General features: G+C 65.6%; 15 protein-coding genes. 13 read left to right on the top strand and 2 right to left on the bottom strand.

Annotation, left to right across the window (positions count from 1 at the left end):
- The first annotated feature begins 62 nt into the window (after nucleotides 1-62).
- From epd to FM069_RS20110, 7 genes are all read left to right on the top strand, one after another.
- On the top strand, nucleotides 63-1,127 hold the full coding sequence (epd, locus tag FM069_RS20140; protein ID WP_143490196.1) for an erythrose-4-phosphate dehydrogenase: 1,065 nt from the start codon (nucleotides 63-65) through the stop codon (nucleotides 1,125-1,127).
- 6 nt (nucleotides 1,128-1,133) lie between these two features.
- Nucleotides 1,134-2,291 (top strand): phosphoglycerate kinase, encoded by a 1,158-nt coding sequence (locus FM069_RS20135; protein ID WP_143490195.1) that lies wholly within the window; start codon nucleotides 1,134-1,136, stop codon nucleotides 2,289-2,291.
- Nucleotides 2,292-2,372: 81 nt separating this feature from the next.
- Nucleotides 2,373-2,561, top strand: a complete 189-nt coding sequence (locus FM069_RS20130) for a hypothetical protein (RefSeq protein WP_143490194.1) — start codon at nucleotides 2,373-2,375, stop codon at nucleotides 2,559-2,561.
- Between the two features lie 83 nt (nucleotides 2,562-2,644).
- Nucleotides 2,645-2,965, top strand: coding sequence for an MliC family protein (locus FM069_RS20125; RefSeq protein WP_143490193.1), 321 nt, complete (start codon nucleotides 2,645-2,647; stop codon nucleotides 2,963-2,965).
- A gap of 114 nt (nucleotides 2,966-3,079) precedes the next feature.
- Nucleotides 3,080-4,144, top strand: coding sequence for a class II fructose-bisphosphate aldolase (gene fba, locus FM069_RS20120; RefSeq protein WP_143490192.1), 1,065 nt, complete (start codon nucleotides 3,080-3,082; stop codon nucleotides 4,142-4,144).
- A gap of 229 nt (nucleotides 4,145-4,373) precedes the next feature.
- A complete protein-coding gene (locus tag FM069_RS20115) occupies nucleotides 4,374-6,809 on the top strand; it encodes a collagenase (protein ID WP_143490191.1) in 2,436 nt (811 codons plus the stop codon).
- Between the two features lie 106 nt (nucleotides 6,810-6,915).
- Nucleotides 6,916-7,413 (top strand): M48 metallopeptidase family protein, encoded by a 498-nt coding sequence (locus FM069_RS20110; protein WP_143490190.1) that lies wholly within the window; start codon nucleotides 6,916-6,918, stop codon nucleotides 7,411-7,413.
- Between the two features lie 128 nt (nucleotides 7,414-7,541).
- On the opposite strand, the gene FM069_RS20105 is transcribed toward FM069_RS20110, so the two are convergent.
- Nucleotides 7,542-8,219, bottom strand: a complete 678-nt coding sequence (locus FM069_RS20105) for a polysaccharide lyase family 7 protein (RefSeq protein WP_143490189.1) — start codon at nucleotides 8,217-8,219, stop codon at nucleotides 7,542-7,544.
- A gap of 488 nt (nucleotides 8,220-8,707) precedes the next feature.
- Here FM069_RS20105 and FM069_RS20100 point away from each other — a divergent pair, with 488 nt between their 5' ends.
- Both FM069_RS20100 and rarD read left to right on the top strand, forming a co-directional pair.
- Complete coding sequence (locus FM069_RS20100) at nucleotides 8,708-9,427, top strand: substrate-binding periplasmic protein (RefSeq protein WP_178106873.1); 720 nt, start codon at nucleotides 8,708-8,710, stop codon at nucleotides 9,425-9,427.
- Nucleotides 9,428-10,135: 708 nt separating this feature from the next.
- On the top strand, nucleotides 10,136-11,017 hold the full coding sequence (gene rarD, locus FM069_RS20095) for an EamA family transporter RarD (protein WP_143490187.1): 882 nt from the start codon (nucleotides 10,136-10,138) through the stop codon (nucleotides 11,015-11,017).
- Nucleotides 11,018-11,121: 104 nt separating this feature from the next.
- Here rarD and FM069_RS20090 read toward each other — a convergent pair whose 3' ends face one another.
- Entirely contained in the window at nucleotides 11,122-13,014 is a 1,893-nt protein-coding gene (locus tag FM069_RS20090; RefSeq protein ID WP_178106871.1) for a diguanylate cyclase, read from the bottom strand.
- A 551-nt stretch (nucleotides 13,015-13,565) separates the two neighbouring features.
- Between FM069_RS20090 and wsfD the strand changes: the two genes are divergently transcribed.
- The 4 genes from wsfD to FM069_RS21740 form a co-directional block, all read left to right on the top strand.
- Nucleotides 13,566-15,026, top strand: coding sequence for a glycan biosynthesis hexose transferase WsfD (gene wsfD / locus FM069_RS20085; RefSeq protein ID WP_143490186.1), 1,461 nt, complete (start codon nucleotides 13,566-13,568; stop codon nucleotides 15,024-15,026).
- 13 nt (nucleotides 15,027-15,039) lie between these two features.
- Nucleotides 15,040-17,238, top strand: coding sequence for a glycosyltransferase (locus FM069_RS20080; RefSeq protein ID WP_178106869.1), 2,199 nt, complete (start codon nucleotides 15,040-15,042; stop codon nucleotides 17,236-17,238).
- A gap of 431 nt (nucleotides 17,239-17,669) precedes the next feature.
- Complete coding sequence (locus FM069_RS20075; protein WP_143490184.1) at nucleotides 17,670-19,061, top strand: hypothetical protein; 1,392 nt, start codon at nucleotides 17,670-17,672, stop codon at nucleotides 19,059-19,061.
- Between the two features lie 190 nt (nucleotides 19,062-19,251).
- The coding region (locus FM069_RS21740) for a hypothetical protein (protein WP_218570321.1) at nucleotides 19,252-19,483 on the top strand (232 nt) is incomplete at its 3' end.

Genomic DNA, 19,483 nt, shown 5'->3' with positions numbered 1-19,483 from the left:
TGGGCGGGGCGCGGGCGACCGTGCCATCCGCCGCCGCCGGACGGCTACCAAGGCCCGCCCCCATGTCCCAGCGTCGTCTCCCTCGCGTCGTCCTCAACGGCTACGGCCGCATTGGCCGCTGCGTGCTCCGTGCGTTGTACGAACGCAAGGACGCGGCGGGCTTCGAGATCGTCGCCCTCAACGATCTGGCCGACCAGGCCAGCCTGGAATACCTGACCCGCTTCGACTCCACCCACGGCCGTTTCCCTGGCGACGTGCGGGTGGACGGCGACTGCCTGCACCTCAACGGCGACTGCGTGAAGGTACTGCGCAGCGCAACCCCCGAGGGCATCGACTGGCGCGCCCTGGAGGCGGACCTGGTGCTGGAGTGCTCCGGCGCCTACCACACCCGCGCCGACGGCGAGCGCTTCCTCGCCGCCGGGGCGCCGCGGGTACTGTTTTCCCAGCCCATGGCCAGCGAGGCCGACGTGGACGCCACGGTGGTGTTCGGGGTCAACCACCAGGCCCTCAGCGGCGCCGAGCGGCTGGTCTCCAACGCCTCCTGCACCACCAACTGCGGCGTGCCGCTGCTGCAGCGGCTGAACCAGGCCATCGGCCTGGAATACGTGTCCATCACCACCATTCACTCGGCGATGAACGACCAGCCGGTGATCGACGCCTACCACCACGAAGACCTGCGCCGGACCCGCTCGGCGTTCCAGTCGGTGATCCCGGTGTCCACCGGCCTGGCCCGGGGCATCGAGCGGCTGCTGCCGGAACTCTCCGGGCGGATTCAGGCCAAAGCGGTACGCGTGCCGACGGTGAACGTCTCGGCCCTCGACATCACCCTGCAGACCGCCCGCGACACCAGCGCCGCAGAGGTCAACCGGGTGCTGCGGGAGGCGGCCGAACACGGCCCCTTGCGCGGCCTGCTGGCCTACACCGAACTGCCCCACGCCAGCTGCGATTTCAACCATGATCCCCATTCCGCCATCGTCGACGGCAGCCAGACCCGGGTTTCCGGCCCGCGCCTGGTGAACCTGCTGGCCTGGTTCGACAACGAATGGGGCTTCGCCAACCGCATGCTCGACGTCGCCGCCCACTACCTGGGCGCCGCCGTCTCCCCTCAAACCGCTGCAAAGGACTGAACCGCCATGACCGTCTTGAAGATGACCGACCTCGACCTCGCCGGGAAGCGCGTGCTGATCCGCGAAGACCTCAACGTGCCGGTCAAGGACGGTGCGGTGGCCAGCGACGCGCGTATCGTCGCGGCCCTGCCGACCCTGCGCCTGGCCCTGGAGAAGGGCGCCGCGGTGATGGTCTGCTCCCACCTGGGTCGCCCCACCGAGGGCCAGTTCAGCGAAGAGAACAGCCTCAAGCCGGTGGCCGAGTACCTGGGCCGTGCCCTGGGCCGCGAGGTGCCGCTGGTGAGCGACTACCTCGACGGCGTGGACGTCCAGCCCGGCCAACTGGTGCTGCTGGAGAACGTGCGCTTCAACGCCGGCGAGAAGAAGAACGCCGACGAACTGGCCCAGCGCTACGCCAAGCTCTGCGACGTGTTCGTGATGGACGCCTTCGGCACCGCCCACCGCGCCGAGGGCTCGACCCACGGGGTGGCCAAGTTCGCCAAGATCGCCGCTGCCGGTCCGCTGCTGGCGGCCGAGCTGGAAGCCCTGGGCAAGGCCCTGAGCCACCCGGAGAAACCCATGGCGGCCATCGTCGCCGGGTCCAAGGTGTCCACCAAGCTGGACGTGCTCAACAGCCTGTCGTCCCTCTGCGACCAACTGATCGTCGGCGGCGGCATCGCCAACACCTTCCTCGCCGCGGCCGGCTACAAGGTGGGCAAGTCCCTCTACGAGGCCGACCTGGTGGACACCGCCAAGGCCATCGCGGCCAAGGTCAGCGTGCCGCTGCCCACCGACGTGGTGGTGGCCAAGGCCTTCGCCGAGGACGCCGAGGCTACCGTCAAGGCCGTGGCCGACGTGGCCGACGACGACATGATCTTGGACATCGGCCCGCAGACCGCCGCCCACTTCGCCGACCTGTTGAAGGCGTCCAAGACCATCCTCTGGAACGGTCCGGTGGGCGTCTTCGAGTTCGACCAGTTCGGCAACGGCACCCGCGCCCTGGCCAAGGCCATCGCCGAGAGCCCGGCGTTCTCCATCGCCGGCGGTGGCGACACCCTGGCGGCCATCGACAAGTACGGCGTGTCCGCGGACATCTCCTACATTTCCACCGGGGGCGGCGCCTTCCTCGAGTTCGTCGAGGGCAAGGTCCTGCCGGCGGTCGAGGTGCTCGAACGCCGCGGCTGACGAAGGCCCGCTGGCGACGGGGCAAACGATGACGGCGGGTGGCGGTCCTTACCTATAGGAAGCGCGAAAGGAGATACCGCCATGCGTCATGTCATCGTTCTGTCGCTGCTGGTCGGCCTGGCCGCCTGCAACGGCCGCCCGGTCAATACCTGCGAAGTCATCAGCCCGCCCCAGGTCATCCTGCCCACTACCCAGGACGACCAGCGGGTCGAGGCCCAGAGCACCGGGGACCCGGTGGGCAGCGGGCAGGCGGAGCAGCGTTGCCCCTGAGCCATGCCCTAACCCGAAGGCGGTTCGCCGCCTTCCGAATGCGATGCGAGACGCCGGCCCGCCGGTGCCGCGGAGGAATGCCGATGAACAAGGTCATCCCCCTTTCCCTGCTCGCGCTGCTGGCCGGTTGCGCCGGCCAGCGCGAAGGCGACAGCGACCACTGGACCCGCTGGGTCTGCGACAGCCAGGCCGAAGTGCTGTGGCGCTACGTGGACGCCGGCCAGTCCATCGTCGACCTGCGCCTGGGCGAGAAGGACGTGGTGCACCACTTGGAGAAGGAACCCGCGACCTCCGGCGCCTTCTATACCGACGGCCGCCTGGCCTTCGACCTGCGGGACGACCAGGGCCTGGTCTACTGGGTCGCCACCGACGACCTAGTCGGTCGGGGCTGCAAGGCGCCCTGACCCTGAACATGAGGACGGCGGGTCATGCCCGCCGTCCCTCGACTTGAACGGAGCCCGCCGCTGCGGCAGGCTTCACACCGAAAAACAGCCCACCCCCTCGGGAGACTGCAAGACATGGCACTCATCAGCATGCGCCAGATGCTGGACCACGCCGCCGAATTCGGCTACGGCGTTCCGGCCTTCAACGTCAACAACCTGGAACAGATGCGCGCCATCATGGAAGCGGCCGACAAGACCGACTCCCCGGTGATCGTGCAGGCCTCCGCCGGTGCCCGCAAGTACGCCGGCGCCCCGTTCCTGCGCCACCTGATCCTCGCTGCCATCGAGGAATTCCCCCATATCCCCGTGGTGATGCACCAGGACCATGGCACCAGCCCGGACGTCTGCCAGCGCTCGATCCAGCTGGGCTTCTCTTCGGTGATGATGGACGGCTCCCTGAAGGCCGACGGCAAGACCCCGTCCGACTATGACTACAACGTCCGCGTGACCCAGCAGACCGTGGCGTTCGCCCATGCCTGCGGCGTATCCGTGGAAGGCGAGCTGGGCTGCCTGGGCAGCCTGGAGACCGGCATGGCCGGCGAGGAAGACGGCGTCGGCGCCGAGGGCACCCTGGACCACAGCCAGTTGCTCACCGACCCGGAAGAAGCCGCCGCCTTCGTCAAGGCCACCAAGGTGGATGCCCTGGCCATCGCCATCGGCACCAGCCACGGCGCCTACAAGTTCACCAAGCCGCCCACCGGCGACACCCTGTCGATCCAGCGCATCAAGGAAATCCATGCGCGCATCCCCGACACCCACTTGGTGATGCACGGCTCCTCCAGCGTGCCCCAGGAATGGCTGAAGGTGATCAACGAGTACGGCGGCGATATCAAGGAAACCTACGGCGTGCCGGTCGAGGAAATCGTCGAGGGCATCAAGTACGGTGTGCGCAAAGTGAACATCGACACCGACCTGCGCCTGGCGTCCACCGGCGCGATCCGCGAGTTCATGGCGAAGAACCGCAGCGAGTTCGACCCGCGCAAGTACCTGGCGAAGACCGTCACTGCCATGCGTGACGTCTGCATCGCTCGCTACGAGGCCTTCGGCACCGCCGGCAACGCCAGCAAGATCAAGCCGATCTCCCTGGAAGTGATGTTCCAACGCTACGCCAACGGTGAGCTGGACCCCAAGGTCAACTGATCCCGCCGCTGTCGAAAGAGCCCGCCTCGTGCGGGCTTTTTCGTGTACGGGTAGACACTTTCGTACAGTTCGCCAGGGCAGCCTGCGCCGGTGAGAGGCCCGTCGCAGATTTGGAACGAAAGTACCGTTTCGGCCAGCCATTTTGGACGAACGTGCGGTTTCACACGGTTTCGTCCAGGGACCCTCGACTAGGCTTCGCCGCTCCACTGCCTTGAACGCGGAGCCTGTCATGCTCGATCACGCCTCTTCCCGCATCCGCCGCAGCTTGCTGCTGCTGGGCCTGAGCCCCTTCGCCCTGGCCGTCGCCCAGGCCAACCAGGCCCCCGAGGTGCGCGGCCACGCCGAACGCATCGCCGCCGGCCAGCCCCACGCCAGTTGGGTCTGGGCCCGCGACGCCGACCTGGACCCCATCTCCTACGCCATCGTCCGCCAGCCCCGCTACGGCCAGGTGACCGTGGACGCCAACACCGGCCGCTACCGCTACACCCCGACCGCCAGCGCGCGGTTCGACAGCTTCGAGTACCGCGCCACCGACGGGAAGGCCTGGTCCGAGGCGGCCACCGTGCAACTCACCCTGCTGGCCGCCGACGGCAGCGACGGCAATCGCGCGCCGTCCGCCGCCGAGCAGAGCCAGCGGGTCGATGCCGGCCGTGAATTCCGTGGCCGGGTGATCGGCAGCGATGCCGACGGCGATCCCCTGACCTACGCCGTGATCGACTGGCCACGTAGCGGCACCCTGCGCCTGGACAGCCAGACCGGCGAGTACCGCTACAAGGCCCACCGCGACCAGGACGGCCAGGATGCCTTCGCCTACCGGGTGAGCGACGGCAAGGCCTATTCCACCATCGCCCGGGTGCAACTGGACCTGCGTGCCTCCGGCTCGGCCGAGCCCGAGACGCCCCAGGACCCGCCCATCGACCCGACCCTGCGCAGCAAGGCGGACTTCTCGCCGCTGGTGCGCGAGGTGCTGGACAACGAGTTCTTCGTCGAGACCTTCGATCATCGCAAGGCCGGCCGCCTGGAAGCGGTGCTGGCGTCCATCGATTTCCTCGCCCGGCAGGAGGCGATGCAGGACCCGGACCTCGACCGCCTGCTGTATTTCCTGCGGGCCTACAACTACTACCACGGGCTGGCCAAGACCGAGCCGGCGCAGCAGGCGCTGCTGGAGCGGGCCCTGTACCGGGTGGCGCAGATGAAGGACCTGCTGGTCTACCAGAAGGCGTCCGGCGCGGTGATCGAAGGCTACGTCGTGGCCTTGGGTGGCCTGGCCTCCGCCGACATCAGCCCGGCGCTGGCGCGCCACCTGCCACGCCTGCTGGCCCTGCTGCAGCACCTGGACGCGGTGCCGACCCTGAGCGCCGAGAGCACCTACGGCGACGCGGTGTTCGAGACCCTCAATCTGTTCGACCGCTTCGGCTACAGCACCGGCGTTCTGCGCCAGGCAGTGGCCGCCGAACCGCGTCTGCTGGACGCCGTCGCCCAGCTCGCCACCGGCCACAACGCCCTGTGGCGCAACAATGACGGCTTCATCGTGATGAACGCCATTGAGGCCCTGGGCAAGCTCCACGGCCTGGGCGACGCCGCCTGGGGCGAGCACGCCGACCAGGCCGCGCGGCGGGTCATGCAGGCCCACCTGGGCCAGGGCAAGCTGGATGACCTGGAGCTGAAGAGCAACTTCCGCAGCTACTACGTGGAGTTCGCCTACCGCGGCGACGTGGACAACAGCTGTGCCACCCGTTTCGACGGGCTCTGCCACCGCTTCGAGATCGGCGAGGTGCTGCCCCAGACCCACGTCTGCGGGCCGACCCTCAACGTGCGCTCCCAGGCCCTTACCTCGCAGCACCTGGATACCATCTGCCGCAGCCTGGCGAACCAGGAGCAGGACTTCCACCGCATCATGCAGACCGGCAACCAGCCAGTGGCCGACGACTACAACAAGACCCTGGAGCTGGTGGTGTTTTCCAGTGCCGAGCAGTACCAGAAGTACGCCGGCGTGCTGTACGGCGTCAGCACCGACAACGGCGGCATCTACATTGAGGGCGACCCGTCGCGGCCGGACAACCAGGCGCGCTTCTTCGCCTATGAGCGGGCGACGCCCACCTGGCAGGTGTGGAACCTCAACCACGAGTACGTGCATTACCTGGATGGCCGCTTCGACCAGTACGGCCCGTTCGGCCACTACCCGCTGGACGTGACCACCTGGTGGTCCGAAGGCCTGGCGGAATACCTGGCCTGGGGCGACACCTTCCCCCGCGGCCTGGACGACATCAGCCGCAGCGAGCCGGCGCAGCGCCCGGGGGTGGGCGACATCCTGCACCTGTCCTACGGCAGCGGCGACAGCATGGTCTACCACTGGTCCTACACCCTGCATCGCTACCTGCAGAGCCGCGACCCGCAGCGTCACCTGGCCCTGGCCGGCTACCTGCGGCGTAACGACCTGGACGGCTACAACGCCGCGCTGGCCGAGGTGGAGCGTGTGCATGGCGCCTACTACCCGGCCTGGCGCGACCAACTGATCGCCGACTGGGCCAGCCGGCCCAAGAAAGCCGCCTCGCTGGCGCCCGTCAGCGACAGCGAAAGCGCCGACCGTGGCCATCGCCATGCTGCGGCGCACCAGCGCCTGGAAGACGGCGGCGCCAGCCTGGCGCGTCCGCCGCTACACTGAGGCGATGACTGCCGGCCCGTCCGCAATGGACGGGCCACTCGCGGCGGGCGGCGCGCCGCCCGCGGGCCTTCGGGTACACTGCGTGCCCGTTCCCCGGCCACGTTCCATGTCCCCGCTCACCTACCTGTCCGGCTACCCGCCCGCCACGCTCGACCAGGTCCGCCGCCTGATCGACGACGGCCGCCTGGGCGACTATCTCGCCCAGCGCTATCCCGAGCGGCACGATGTGCAAAACGACAAGGCCCTCTATACCTACGCCGCCGGGCTCAAGCAGGCCCACCTGCGCAATGCCCCGATGCTGGACAAGGTGCTCTACGACGGCACCCTGGACACGGCGAAACGGGCCTTGGGCCTGCACACCGCGGTGTCGCGGGTGCAGGGCGGGCGGCTCAAGGCCAAGAAGGAAATCCGCATCGCCGCGCTGTTCAAGGAGGCCGCTCCGCAGTTCCTGCGGATGATCGTCGTCCACGAGCTGGCACACCTGAAGGAGCTGGCGCACAACAAGGCGTTCTACCAGCTCTGCGAACACATGCTGCCGGGTTACCACCAGTACGAATTCGACACCCGTCTCTACCTCACCTGGCGCGACCTCCAGGGGCGCTGAGGCGGTTGCTCCGTCTCCTCGAACGCCGTGGCCTTGGGGCTGCGTCGTGGACGGCGAACCGACCGCGTGGGCGACGGTGCCGCCTGTGAAGGGCGGTGCGAGCCCCGGTTGCGTTTCGGAAGCCGCGCCTACAGGGCGCGGTGCTCGATGCTCAGGCGGTCGAAGGTGGCGGCACCGGCTTCGCTGGCGTACCCGGTGTTGTCCTGGATGTAGACGCCGGCCTTGAAGTACAGCGGCTTGGGCGCCCAGAGGGTGGACAGCTGGGTGCTCCAGGCCTTGTCGTTGAGCACGATGTTCAGCTTACCGGTGGGAGTCAGGTTCAGGGTGTAGCTGAAGCGCTGGTCGAGACGAATGCCGCTGAGCAGGGTGTAGACCTGGCCCTCAGCGTCGTACGGGGTGAAGCGGATCTTTGCCACCAGGTTGGCCGTCTGAGTCTTCGGCTTGTACTGGAATTCCAGCTTCAACATCGGCTTGTCGCTGTTGTAGGCGTGGATCTGCCCGACCACCACCTTGCCGCTGGAGGGCACCTGGTTGACCATCAGGTCGGCCGACAGGTAGTTGTCCGCGCTGGGGTAGGTCCAGTTCTTCAGCCCACCGTTGGCGAAGGTTTCTCGCAACTCGGCGCGCGGGTACACAGCGCTCTGGGTGGTGCTGCCGGTGACCGGGGCCCAGAAGACCACGGTGCCGGTGCTGGTATTGGCGCGAAAGTAGTAGTCCTGGAAGCCACCCACCAGCATAGGGGTGGAAATGGTGGTGGCGGGAACACCGACGGGAATGGACAGGTTCCAGGTGGACAAATCGATCATGACTGGTTCTCCAGGGTTGGATCTCAGTCGGGGCACATCTCATCCTCGAGTCAGTAAGCAATTACTTGGCGTTCCAGCCAGTGACACGACAGCAATGAAAAAGAGTGGGCTTCTGGCCCGTGAGCCCCGCAACAGGGCGTTTGCGGGGGCTTTATCGTGCATTGCTGGCTAAAAATTAAGCACCGCTCGTCGTAGTTTTGGCGTCAAAAAAATACCGAATTAGATTGTTTTCTGAGCGAGCGTACTAAGTTCACTACCGTCCATCGATAGACGATCGTGCAAAGTCTTCTCGGGAAAGGCGTTTTTCTGGCGTACGTAATTCCGGCGCTTTCAGAGAAAAGCCAGCGGCGAAGCGCTTAAAGCAGGGGTCAGCCAGGCTGTGGCCGGATGAACGGCAGTGCGAAACGGCCCGAAACGACGATGCTTCGAGCAGTCCATTCGAATGCGCAGGGGAGACCATGAGGCGTGGGAAGATAGTGGCAACCCTGATGGCACTGGTCCTGCTGGGACCGGTTCAGGCCCGGGAGTGGATTGCCGTCGGGGCCGCGTTCCCACGTATCTTCGAAGAGGACGGTCGCGGTGGTTTCACTGGCCTGGGGCCCGCCGTGCTCGAGCGGGTGCTGCAGGCCCGGGGCGACCGGGTGCGCTTCCTGCTCTATCCCTGGTCCCGCGCCCAGCGCATGGTGAGCAATGGCGAGGCGGACATCCTCATCGGCCCCTATGCCACGCCGGAGCGCCGCCAGCGCTGGGGGTTCTCCCGGCTGCCGTTCTATCGTGACGTCATCCAGTTCTACGGCCGTACCGACCGGCTCCCGGACTGGCAGGGAGACTACCGGCGCCTGGCCGGGCTGCGCGTCGCCCTGGTGCGAGGCTGGACCTACGGCGACCGCTTCCGCAGCGAAAGCGCGGCCCTGGACCCGAGCCCGGTGGAGAACGTCACCAATGGCCTGCGCATGCTGGGCGCCGGCCGTATCGACCTGCTGGCGGCCAACGCCCGCCACACCGACCTCGACCTGCGTGCCCTCGGCCTGCAGGGCCGCATCGTCCCCATCGCTCCGCCCATCGACGCCCAGGACGGCTACTTCGCCTTCCCCCGCGATGCCGAGCACGACGCCCTGCGCGCCACCCTCGACCAGGCCCTCACCGCCCTGCGTGATGACGGCAGCCTGGCACGCCTGGCCGAGGGGCTGGGGGTGACGGTTCCCTGAGCCACGTGTGGGAAGCGGCAGGCGGGTTTTCGTCGGCAGGGTTTCAGGTGGCTGGATGGGGGTCAGACTCCGCTACGTGCTGGAATCGTTTCCTCGCGGATATAGGATGACGCGTTGCCGCCGTTCTCGGTCGACACCTCGACGGCATATTCACCGCGTATAGGGGGGTGAGCCGATTTGCCGGTATGGACAGCCTGTATTCCCCGTATGGGTGGGGATCAACCGTGGGTGTAAGGCGCGCGTATCGCCAGTGGCTCGTGTCGCCTCGTACGAGGGCATCAGCGGGTATTCCAGGCCGGCAGGGATGCGGAGAAGACGCGTGTCCAACCATGCACGGATGAGCCGATCGCCGCTGATGCCATTCGGGCGCTGGTTGTGTGGCCCTTGCGCATATCCGGAGATGGATCGAAGGCCGGGTCCACCGCTGGTAGCGTTCCCATAGGTCTGGGAAACGGAGCGGGCCACAAGCTCGCCCTGGAAGGCTGTGCCCGTTGCCTTATCCCGTCGGGCCGACGAAACGGCAAAGCCAGCCCCAATGGCCTGCTTCCCATCCTTGTCAGGACGCTTTCGAGTGGACCGGCAGCGCCCCTAGCGAGCGGAAGCGGTCGGGCAGCGGTTTGCACCTTGCCGCTTTCCCTCTTTCCCTGTCGCGCCAAGCGGCAGGGAGCCACTACACTGCGACCTCTTTTTTCGCAGGGTGAGGCGGTCGTGTCCAAGGGCGTGGTGTTGTCGGTGAGCGCCTCGGTGCTGTTCGGCGTCATGTATTACCTCACCCAGTTCCTCGCGCCGCTGAGCGGCGAACAGGTGTTCGGCTGGCGGATGGTACTGACCTTCCCCTGCGTCACCCTGTTCATGGTCTACAGCGGCGATTGGCGGCTGGCGCGCGAGCTGGCGGCCCGGGTGGTGCGACGGCCACTGTTGCTGGTCGGCCTGCTGACGTTGTCGGCACTGATCGCGATGCAGCTCTGGCTGTTCCTCTGGGCGCCCCTGCATGGCCGCGGGTTGCACGTATCCCTGGGCTATTTCCTGCTGCCGCTGACCATGATCCTGACCGGACGGGTGTTCTACGGGGAGCGCCTGTCGCGGCTGCAGACCGTGGCCGCCTGCTGTGCGGCGCTCGGGGTCGCCCATGCCTTCCTGCGGGTGGGCAACCTGTCCTGGGAGACCCTGCTGGTGGCCGTAGGCTACCCGATCTATTTCGTCCTGCGCCGCCGCCTGGGCGCGGATCACCTGGGCGGGCTGTGGTTCGACATGCTGCTGATGGCGCCGCTCGCCGTGGGCGCGCTGTTGGCGGGCGGGTCCCTGGGCGAGGTGTTCGTGGCCCGCCCGGCGCTGTATGGGCTGGTGCCGCTGCTGGGGATGATCAGCGCCTCGGCACTGGTCTGCTACATCCTCGCCAGCCGGACGCTGCCCTTTGGTCTGTTCGGGCTGCTGGGTTACGTGGAGCCGGTGCTGCTGGTGGGGGTCGCCCTGGCGATGGGGGAAACCATCGCGCCCCACGAGTGGCCCACCTACGTGCCGATCTGGCTGGCGGTGGCGCTGCTGGTGCTGGAGGGGCTACGCCACCTGCGTGCAGGCCGTCGCGCCTAGCACCACGCGGACACGCTCGAAGAAGCCCGGTCTCTGGGAGCATCGGAGTGAACGTTCTGGTGGCGATTCGCTTGATGTTCGCCCGCCTGTCACCTCGCGGTTGGTCAGCGCGGATGATCGTCCAGGGGGGATTCGGTCTCGTCCGCCAGGCAGATCCGGTTGCTGCCGCTGGCCTTGGCCCGGTACATGGCGAGGTCGGCGGCGCGGGTCAGCGCGCCGCCGCCGATGTCGTCGCCCTGGGCGATGCTCACGCCGATGCTGGCGCCGACACAGAGCTGGCCCGGTACCGCCTCGCTGGGCCGGTTCAGGGTTTCCAGCACCCGCTGGGCCAGGATGCGGGCATCCTGGCGGTTTTTCACCGATTCGCAGACCAGCACGAACTCGTCGCCACCCAGGCGCGCCGGCAGGTCCGTCTCACGGGCGCAGAAGCGCAGGCGCTCGGCCACTTCCCGCAGGATGGTGTCGCCCACTTCGTGGCCGTAGCGGTCGTTGATGGGCTTGAAGCCGTCCAGGTCGATCAGCATCAATGCCAAGGGTTCCTGGCGGCGCTGGGCGCGGCGCAGGGCCAGGTCCAGCTGCTGCTTGAGGGCGGCGCGGTTGGCCAGCCCGGTGAGCGGGTCCTTGAGGGCCAGGGCGCGCAGGCGCTCGTTGGCATCGGCCAGGGCCTCGGTCCGCTCGGTCACTCGCCGCTCGAGGATGCGCTCCTGCTCGCGAAGGGCCCAGACCACCTGCTGCTGGGCCGCCAGTGCCTGCACCTGGGCCTGCTCCTTCTGCCGCTTGAGCTCGTTGAAGCGTGCCGCCAGCCCGAAGGACAGCAGCAGCATCTCCAGCGCCGAGCCGATCTGCATGGCGTTGGTGGTCAGGAAGGTGGTGGGCAGCAGGTCGAAGTTGCGCAGCGCCAGCAGCACCGCGCCGAGCAGCAGCATGCCCCAGGCCAGCACGAAGATCCGTGCGCCGGGCACACGGCTGATCACGCAGCCCACCCCGCAGCCGAGTAGCAGCAGGGTGCTGGTCAGGCCGGTGATGGACATGCATTTCAGCGCCAGTTGTACTGGCAGCAGCAGGGTGGCCACGGTGATCGCCAGCTCCAGCGCCGCGGCTATGGTCAGCACTAGGTGCCAGCGCGGCGCATGGCGCGCGGTCCCAAGGAAGGCGCGGGCGAACAGCACCGAGACAGCACTCGCCAGGGTCAGCCCGAAGGGCAGGGCGCGGTTGCTCCAGCCCACCGCATCCGGCCACAGGTACTGGCCACCGAGCCCGTTAAGCGACAGCGTGCCGATACCGAACGCGCAGACGAAGCCCACATAAAGGATGAAAGTGGGTTCTCGCAGGGACAGAAACAGCAGCAGGTTGTAGGCGGCCAGGGCCAGGAGCATGCCGAAGTAGCAGGCGAGGGTGGCGTAGCCCGCCTCGCTGTGGCGCTGGAAGGCATCGGCCCGCCAGAGCCGGGCATCCAGGGTCAGGCTGCCCTCGGAGACCACCCGGACGTACAGGGTGCGCTGCTCGCCTGCCTTCAGCGGCACGGCGAAGACCGCCTCGCGGTGGCCGATGCTGCGACTCCGGTAGGGCAAGGTGTCGCCGCTCTGCTGGTGAACGAGGCCCTCGACGCCGGGCATGTACAGGTCCACCCGGTCCAGGGAAGGGTAGGTGAATTCCAGGCGCCACTCGCCGTCCCGTTTCGCGGTGGAGCGCACCTCCAGGCGCAGCCAGAAAGCGTCGTGACTGTAGCCGAAATTCAGGTCCGGGCGGGGCGCGGCGGAGGCGAAGGGTGGCGGGTCGGTGAGCAAGTCATCCAGGCTCAGCCGGCGCTCCGGGTCCCGCAGGACCTCGATGTGGGGGCGGGGGTCGAGGGGCTCGGCGCGTTCGTCCAGCGGCAGGGGCGCGGCTCCCGCCCCGGCCATCGTCGACAGGCCGAGCAGGAGGAGGGCGAGGCAAAGAAAGCCCCGGATGCCGGCGCCCATGATGTGGGGGAGCCGGGCAGGAAGTGCGCCTTGCATAGACGGATGCCGGTGGGATGGGGGATCGCGGGCCTGGCAGTTGCTGGCGTTCTGCCACGGCTTGGGGTCGAACTGTACCGGGTGGCGGCAAGGCTGCCCAGCCTTTCCGCCGCGCAACCTGCGTTCCAGGGGCAAAAAGGACGAGGTGGATGAGTTCGGGTGGGAACGGTGGGCTCGAAGCGCAGCCTGGTCTCTCGCGAACGCGTGCCTCATGGACAGGTACCGGCCGAGCAGGGTGCAGGCGCTGGAGGAGCCCATCCGATGAGCGTTCATCGGGAGCCTTTCCGTTATCTGGCACTGCTGGGGTCTCGACATCATGCTGGCGCTGCATTCAGCCCTCGTTGGCCGCACTCGGCGCCACCGTACCTGGCGGTCGTGGCGGTGAGCTGTCCCGAGCCAGGCCGGAGGCTCTGAACGCATGGCGGAATGCCGTCGACTGTCGGCAGGACCCGTCTGGCAGTAGAATGCGCGGCGGTCCACGGGGGTGGCCCGCTCCAGCCGCTCATTCCGTTCGGCTTGGCCGAACCGCCGGACGGGAGAGAGAAGGGCTCATGCACGACACGACGCGCTCACATCGCCTGCTCGACGCAGCCGCCTGGCTGCTGTTCGGGCTCGCCGTGCTGAAGATGGCCGTCGTGGTGCTCGCCCGGCCGGTGTTCGGCTACGCCAACAGCTATGACTTCGTCCGCCAGTCCGCCTGCATGGGGCTCTGGCAGTCGGTGCCGGGTGTGCATAAGTATGAGGGCAGCTACGAAACCACTGCGGCGTCCCTACTGTACGACGGCGAGACTCTGCCTCAGGTGTGCCTGTTTTCCAGCGACAACCTGTTCGCTCACCTTGCAGCGACCTTCCATTCGGTAGGCGATCGGGTCGACTGGGCGTGGATCGCTTGGCCCAAGCTGCTGCTGGTGATCCTGCCAGTCGCGTTGCTGCTGACACGAATGAGCCCTGCACTCAAGTTCGCCAGCGCCTTTGCTTTTCTGCTGGTCTTCGGCGACCCCATCTACCTGGGCTATGTGAACACGCTCTATACGGATTTCTCGGTGGTCGGTGCGGGCTCGGTGCTGGCTTTGGCCATTGCTAGCCGAATCGAGCGAGCACCCGCACGCGATCGCCTGACATCGACGATCTTGGTGCTGTCCCTGGCCTGGTTGGGCATGAGCAAACTGCAGTACGCCTTCCTGACCGCACTGGTCGCGGTCCTGTATGCCGCCTGGCTTGTAAAGGGGGGGCATGGACGAGCCGCGTGGATTGCGGTCCTGGCAGGCGTGCTCGCCCCTGTTGCCTATTTATCCATCAACAGTGCGTTGAACAATCAACTCGACACGTTCCGCCAGACCAATCGTATCGATACTGTGTTCGGCGCGGTATTGCCCGCTGCCCCGGACAGAACAGCCGCGCTCGCGACCCTCGGGCTGTCGCAGCACTGCCGCGAGCTGATAGGGAAAACCTGGTACGCCCCGGATGGCCCTCGTTACCGCCCGTGCGAGGGTCTGAATGCGGTCGGCTACGGCGATTTGCTTCGGTTGTTCCTGCAACAGCCGGCTACCTTCTTCCGCCCGCTGGTGGAAGGGCTGCGTCAAGCACGGCCGCTCTATCCGACCTACCTGGGTAATCGCCAAGGGTTGCAGGGGTTCGTCGATGATCCGCAGCGCCTGGCCCGCCGCACGGCGCTGTCGTCCTCCCTGGTGCGCCTACCCGAACTGCTGTATCTCGCGGTGTTCCCGGTGAGCCTGGCGGTGGGAGGCATGGCGGGGCTTTGGCTGGTGGTGCGGCGCCACCGCTTGACGGTAGTGTCGCGCGGCGCGCTGGCCCTCGCCAGCCTGGGCGGCCTCTATGCCGGCTATGCCCTGGCCTCTTCGGTCTTCGGCGATGGCTATATAGAGGTGCAAAAGCACACCTCGCTGTATGGCGTCGGTCTGTTCCTGCAGCTTGCCGCGGGGGTGGCTGCCGTCGCAGCCTGGGCGGGTCGTGGAAAGCAGGACCCGGCAGGTGCCGATGTCCGTGTCTGAATCTGGAGGGGGCGTGCCGGTATCCTCGAATTCCTCGTTCTCGAACCTGCCTGTCGTCGTGGTGGTCGTGCCGGTCTATTCGGGGCTCGAGCAGACCCTGGCCTGTCTGGACAGCGTGTTCGCCGATGAGCCGAAGCGGGTTCGGCGCAGGGTACTGGTGGTCAACGACGCCAGCCCCGATCCAGACCTGGCTCGGGCGATCCGGGAGCAGGCGACGGCCGGCCGTTTCGCCCTGGTCGAGCACCAGACCAACCTGGGCTTCCCGTCCGCGGTCAATCGCGCGCTGGACTATGTGGAACACGAACCGGGCTGGTCAGGCGCGGATGTGGTCCTGTTGAACGCGGATACCCGCGTGGCTGCGGGCTGGCTGGACAAACTGCATGGCGCATCGCAGTCCCGGCCGCGGGTCGGCACCGTAACGCCGTTTTCCAACAACGCCAGCATTTGCAGCGTCCCGTTCGCCGAAGGCTGCGAGGTGGATTCCTCATTGGACGTGGGCCATCTGGATGCGGCGGCCGAGCGTGCCAACCCGGGGCATGTGGTCGAGCTGCCCACCGGGGTTGGCTTCTGCCTCTATATAAGGAGGGAATGCCTGGCCGCGGTGGGGCGGTTCGACGTGGCGGCCTTCGGGCGCGGCTACGGCGAGGAGACCGATTTCTGCCGGCGGGCGTACCAGGCCGGTTTCCTTCACCTACTGGCGTGCGACACCTATGTCTACCACGAGGGGCAGGTGAGCTTCGGTGCTACCGAGGGGGATACGCGGCGGTTGCGGGCGGAAGCGTTGATCCATCGGCGTTATCCGGATTATCCGGGCGGCCTGCTGCGCTGGCTGCGGCAGGATCCGGCGGGGCCGGCGCGGGTGGCCCTGGCGCTGGAGGCGATGCGCGGTTCGTCGCGGCCGGTGATCCTGATGGTCACCCATCGCATGGGGGGGGGCGTTGAGCGTCATGTCCAGGAGCTACGGTATTACCTGCGGGGCTTTGCCTGGGTGCTGGTGCTTCGGCCTGGCGAAAAGGGCGGATCGGTCGAACTGTCCATCGGTAGCGCACAGCCGGAGCGGCTATGCTTCGATCTGCCAGTCGATGGCGAGCCGTTGCTGGCGGTCGTGCATGCCGCCGGTACCGATCGCATCCACGTCCATCATGGGGCAGGCTTTCCGGAGACGACCTGGCCGCTGCTGAATCAACTGGGCCTGCCCCACGATCTGACCTTGCACGACTATGCCATCGTCGGTGGCAATCCGACCCTGACCACGCGCGCGGGCCGCTTCGACGCCACGCGGGATGCCCGCCAGGCCGACGACCAGTCCGATCCGGTGCTGGCGTTCAGCTTGCAGGCATTGGCACGTAGCGCCGAGCGCTGCATCGTGCCGTGCCCGGAGGCGGGCCGTGTCCTGAACCAGGCATTGCCATGGCTCACTGCTGAGGCGCACGCCCATCCCGACCGCGAGGCTTTCGGTCCCTATCTTGTTCCCCATCCTCCTCTATTAAAGGAAGGCGAACCCATGCGGGTGCTTTGCCTGGGTGCGCTGGGGCGTGAGAAGGGCGCCGAGACGCTGCGCGACGCCGCCCGTCTGGCTCGGCGGCGCGGGCGGCCCCTCGAATTCGTGCTCCTTGGCTCGGCCCACATTCCCTTGGGGCGAGAGGTCAAGCAGTTGGGGCGCTATCAGGATAAAGACCTGGCTGGGCTCCTCGCTAATGCCCGTCCCCATCTCGCCTGGTTCCCCGTTCACTGGCCGGAAACCTGGAGTTATACCCTGAGCGCCGCGCTGGAGGCAGGGTTGCCGGTTGCCGCCACCGACCTGGGGGCCTTCCATGATCGATTGGGTGCACGTCCGTGGACGTGGCTGGAAGCCCACCCGGTTTCGGTGGAACGTTGGCTGGAGGTCTTGATGGCTGCACGCGAGAGGCTCGCGATGGCTTCGCGCGATGGAGCGGTGTGGTCTCAGAAGCCTGCGGCGGCGTTCTACCGGGAGGCCTATCTATCGAAAGCGTGCAGGGGCGAGCGAGTACAGTCAGTGCTCGGCCAGGAAAGACTTTGCCGGTTTCATTGTTCCTACTACAGCCGCGGGCCTGAGGGGCGCCGGCCCTGGCTTCTCGCGATTGCCATGCGTATTCGCGAATGGCCCGTGCTGGGAGCAATACTGGCGCGCATTCCCTATCCAGTGCAGCGTCGGCTCAAACGGCTGTTGTCGCGTCAGCCGCTGCACTGATTGCCGGCCGAACCGCCGGTTCCCGCGTTCCACAAAAAAACCGAAACACCCGCTTGTACTTATTTCCGCGTTATACATATACTGACAATGCTCCATAGCAGTAGCAGCAGATAGCTTCTATGTCGCGTGTTGGTTGGGGGCTTAGTCTGTTGGATGCAGGTCCAGCTGGCTAAGCCCCCGATTTATTTGGAGGCCCTGCTGCGCGGCTTGCCCGTCACCGGGAGGGTGAGGGAACAGAGCACTACAGTGCGTGTCCAAAGGCTCGCACCATTTCGCGGAAATTGACGTAACCGCGCAATTTCTCGTAAATTATTCCTGGCATAGGCTTGCAATGGTGTGGAGTGCTGGATAGCATGGCTCTGCGCTTTGTGAGCAAACCTGCGATAAGCTGTTCAACACGTTACATACAAGCTGAAAAGGAATCTCTGCAAATGAAAAAGTCTTTGCCGAAGGCAATTGCACTTGCTGCTAGCCTGGGTGCTGCAGCCTCCGCTCACGCGGTGAACCACAACCCGGAAGGCCTGGGTCAGGTTCTGCTGTATCCGGTGTACACCACTGAAGCCGGTAACTTCTCTACCATTCATGTGACCAACACAACTGCTGAATACAAGGCTGTCAAGGTTCGCTTCCTGGAAGGCATGAACTCCCAAGAGGTTCTCGACTTCAACCTGTACCTGTCGCCTTTCGACGTTTGGACCGGTGTGGTTACTCAGACCACTGACGGCGCCAAGTTGACCACTCAGGATACTTCTTGCACCGTTGGCGCTATTCCTGCTGATGGCGTAAGTTTCAGCACTGTGCTGTTCGACGGTCGTACTGGCGTCACTGCTGACTCCGTGAAAACCGCTGACCGTACCCGTGTTGGTCACATCGAAGTGATCGAGATGGGTATCATTGATCGTGCTAGCGACAATGCGAACGTAATTGCTGCTCGTAACGCGATTCTGCACACCAATGGCGTGCCGGGCGGCTGTGGTGTTCTGAGCTCTGCTTGGAATTCCACTGGTTTCTGGCGTAACAACGCTGCACTTGGCATGCTGCCGCCGACCGGTGGTCTGTACGGTTCCGTTACTCTGGTGAACGTTGATGCCGGTAGCGAGATCGCTGCTGACGCTGTTGCGCTGGACAACTGGTCTGGCATCCAGCAGCACGCCAACCCGGGTGATGAGGCTCCGTCGCTGAACGCTGGCGACCCGGTTGCCTACTTCAAGAATGGCACTACCTCGAACTTCAACACTGGTATCGATGCTGTCAGTGCGGTTCTGATGAAGACCAATCTGGTTAACGATTACGCGGTTGGTGCTGGTCTGAACGCTCAGACTGACTTCGTAGTTACCTTCCCCACCAAGCGTGCTTACGTTAACACTGGCACCACCACTGCCAATGCTCCGTTCACTGCTCCTTGGGATCCGGCTACCAGCACCGCTTGTGAAGCCATTGGCATCAGCTACTGGGATCGTGAAGAGCAGACTGCAATCATTGATGAGAATCAGTTCTCTCCGCGTCCCCCGGTTCCGGGTCTGGCTCTTTGCCATGAAACCAACATTCTGGGCGTAGGTGACAGCAACCTGTTGGGTGGTCAGCACGTTCGCGCTACCTTGGCGATCAACAGCTTCCAAACTGGTTGGATGCAAGTTGCTTTCACCAATGCTGGTAACATTCTGACCCCGATTGGTGGTGATACCACCGTTATCAACGGTCTGCCGGCAATTGGCTTCTCCGCCATCAACATTCAGAACGGTGATGTTGGCGGTCTGCTGTCTAACTACAGCGCTAGCTACCTGCATAAAGCAGTCACTAGCCGCGACTATCAGGAACTGTAATAGACCTGGTTTAGTAGCTAAGACAAAAAAAGCCCGCGAAAGCGGGCTTTTTTTGTGTCATCTGTCAAATTTCCTTGAACCAAAGGATCAAAACGTTGTTTTGATCTCCCTAGTGGCCTATCCTTCAAAGCGTGTGAGCCTTCTGCATTGGTTGAGTGGATGGCTTTGACTGACATTTGAGGGTTTAGGTATGAATACGCAGCGTTCTGCATTTGGCTTGGTCGCAGCCTCCTTGTTGTTTGTCCATGGGGCCTCTCAGGCCGGTGACTTGAAGTTTAGTGGCCAGAGCTGCGGTTCCTTCACGACGGCCGCTATCGATGCCAATGGTGGTATTGATTTGGTTGGGGTGAATATCACCAACCAGGCATGTGGTGTTTCACCGACTCCAACCCCGACTCCCACCCCGACGCCGACTCCCACCC

Source organism: Pseudomonas mangiferae (genome assembly GCF_007109405.1).
GTDB lineage: Bacteria > Pseudomonadota > Gammaproteobacteria > Pseudomonadales > Pseudomonadaceae > Pseudomonas_T > Pseudomonas_T mangiferae.
The sequence above is the reverse complement of the archived record's forward strand: the minus strand, read 5'-3'. Positions and strand labels throughout refer to the sequence as shown.

Excerpts from the sequence above, each read along its gene's own strand:
- epd (WP_143490196.1), top strand. The coding sequence starts at position 63 with ATGTCCCAGCGTCGTCTCCCTCGCGTCGTCCTCAACGGCTACGGCCGC.
- FM069_RS20135 (WP_143490195.1), top strand. The coding sequence starts at position 1,134 with ATGACCGTCTTGAAGATGACCGACCTCGACCTCGCCGGGAAGCGCGTG.
- FM069_RS20130 (WP_143490194.1), top strand. The coding sequence starts at position 2,373 with ATGCGTCATGTCATCGTTCTGTCGCTGCTGGTCGGCCTGGCCGCCTGC.
- FM069_RS20125 (WP_143490193.1), top strand. The coding sequence starts at position 2,645 with ATGAACAAGGTCATCCCCCTTTCCCTGCTCGCGCTGCTGGCCGGTTGC.
- fba (WP_143490192.1), top strand. The coding sequence starts at position 3,080 with ATGGCACTCATCAGCATGCGCCAGATGCTGGACCACGCCGCCGAATTC.
- FM069_RS20115 (WP_143490191.1), top strand. The coding sequence starts at position 4,374 with ATGCTCGATCACGCCTCTTCCCGCATCCGCCGCAGCTTGCTGCTGCTG.
- FM069_RS20110 (WP_143490190.1), top strand. The coding sequence starts at position 6,916 with ATGTCCCCGCTCACCTACCTGTCCGGCTACCCGCCCGCCACGCTCGAC.
- FM069_RS20105 (WP_143490189.1), bottom strand. The coding sequence starts at position 8,219 with ATGATCGATTTGTCCACCTGGAACCTGTCCATTCCCGTCGGTGTTCCC.
- FM069_RS20100 (WP_178106873.1), top strand. The coding sequence starts at position 8,708 with ATGGCACTGGTCCTGCTGGGACCGGTTCAGGCCCGGGAGTGGATTGCC.
- FM069_RS20090 (WP_178106871.1), bottom strand. The coding sequence starts at position 13,014 with ATGCAAGGCGCACTTCCTGCCCGGCTCCCCCACATCATGGGCGCCGGC.
- wsfD (WP_143490186.1), top strand. The coding sequence starts at position 13,566 with ATGCACGACACGACGCGCTCACATCGCCTGCTCGACGCAGCCGCCTGG.
- FM069_RS20075 (WP_143490184.1), top strand. The coding sequence starts at position 17,670 with ATGAAAAAGTCTTTGCCGAAGGCAATTGCACTTGCTGCTAGCCTGGGT.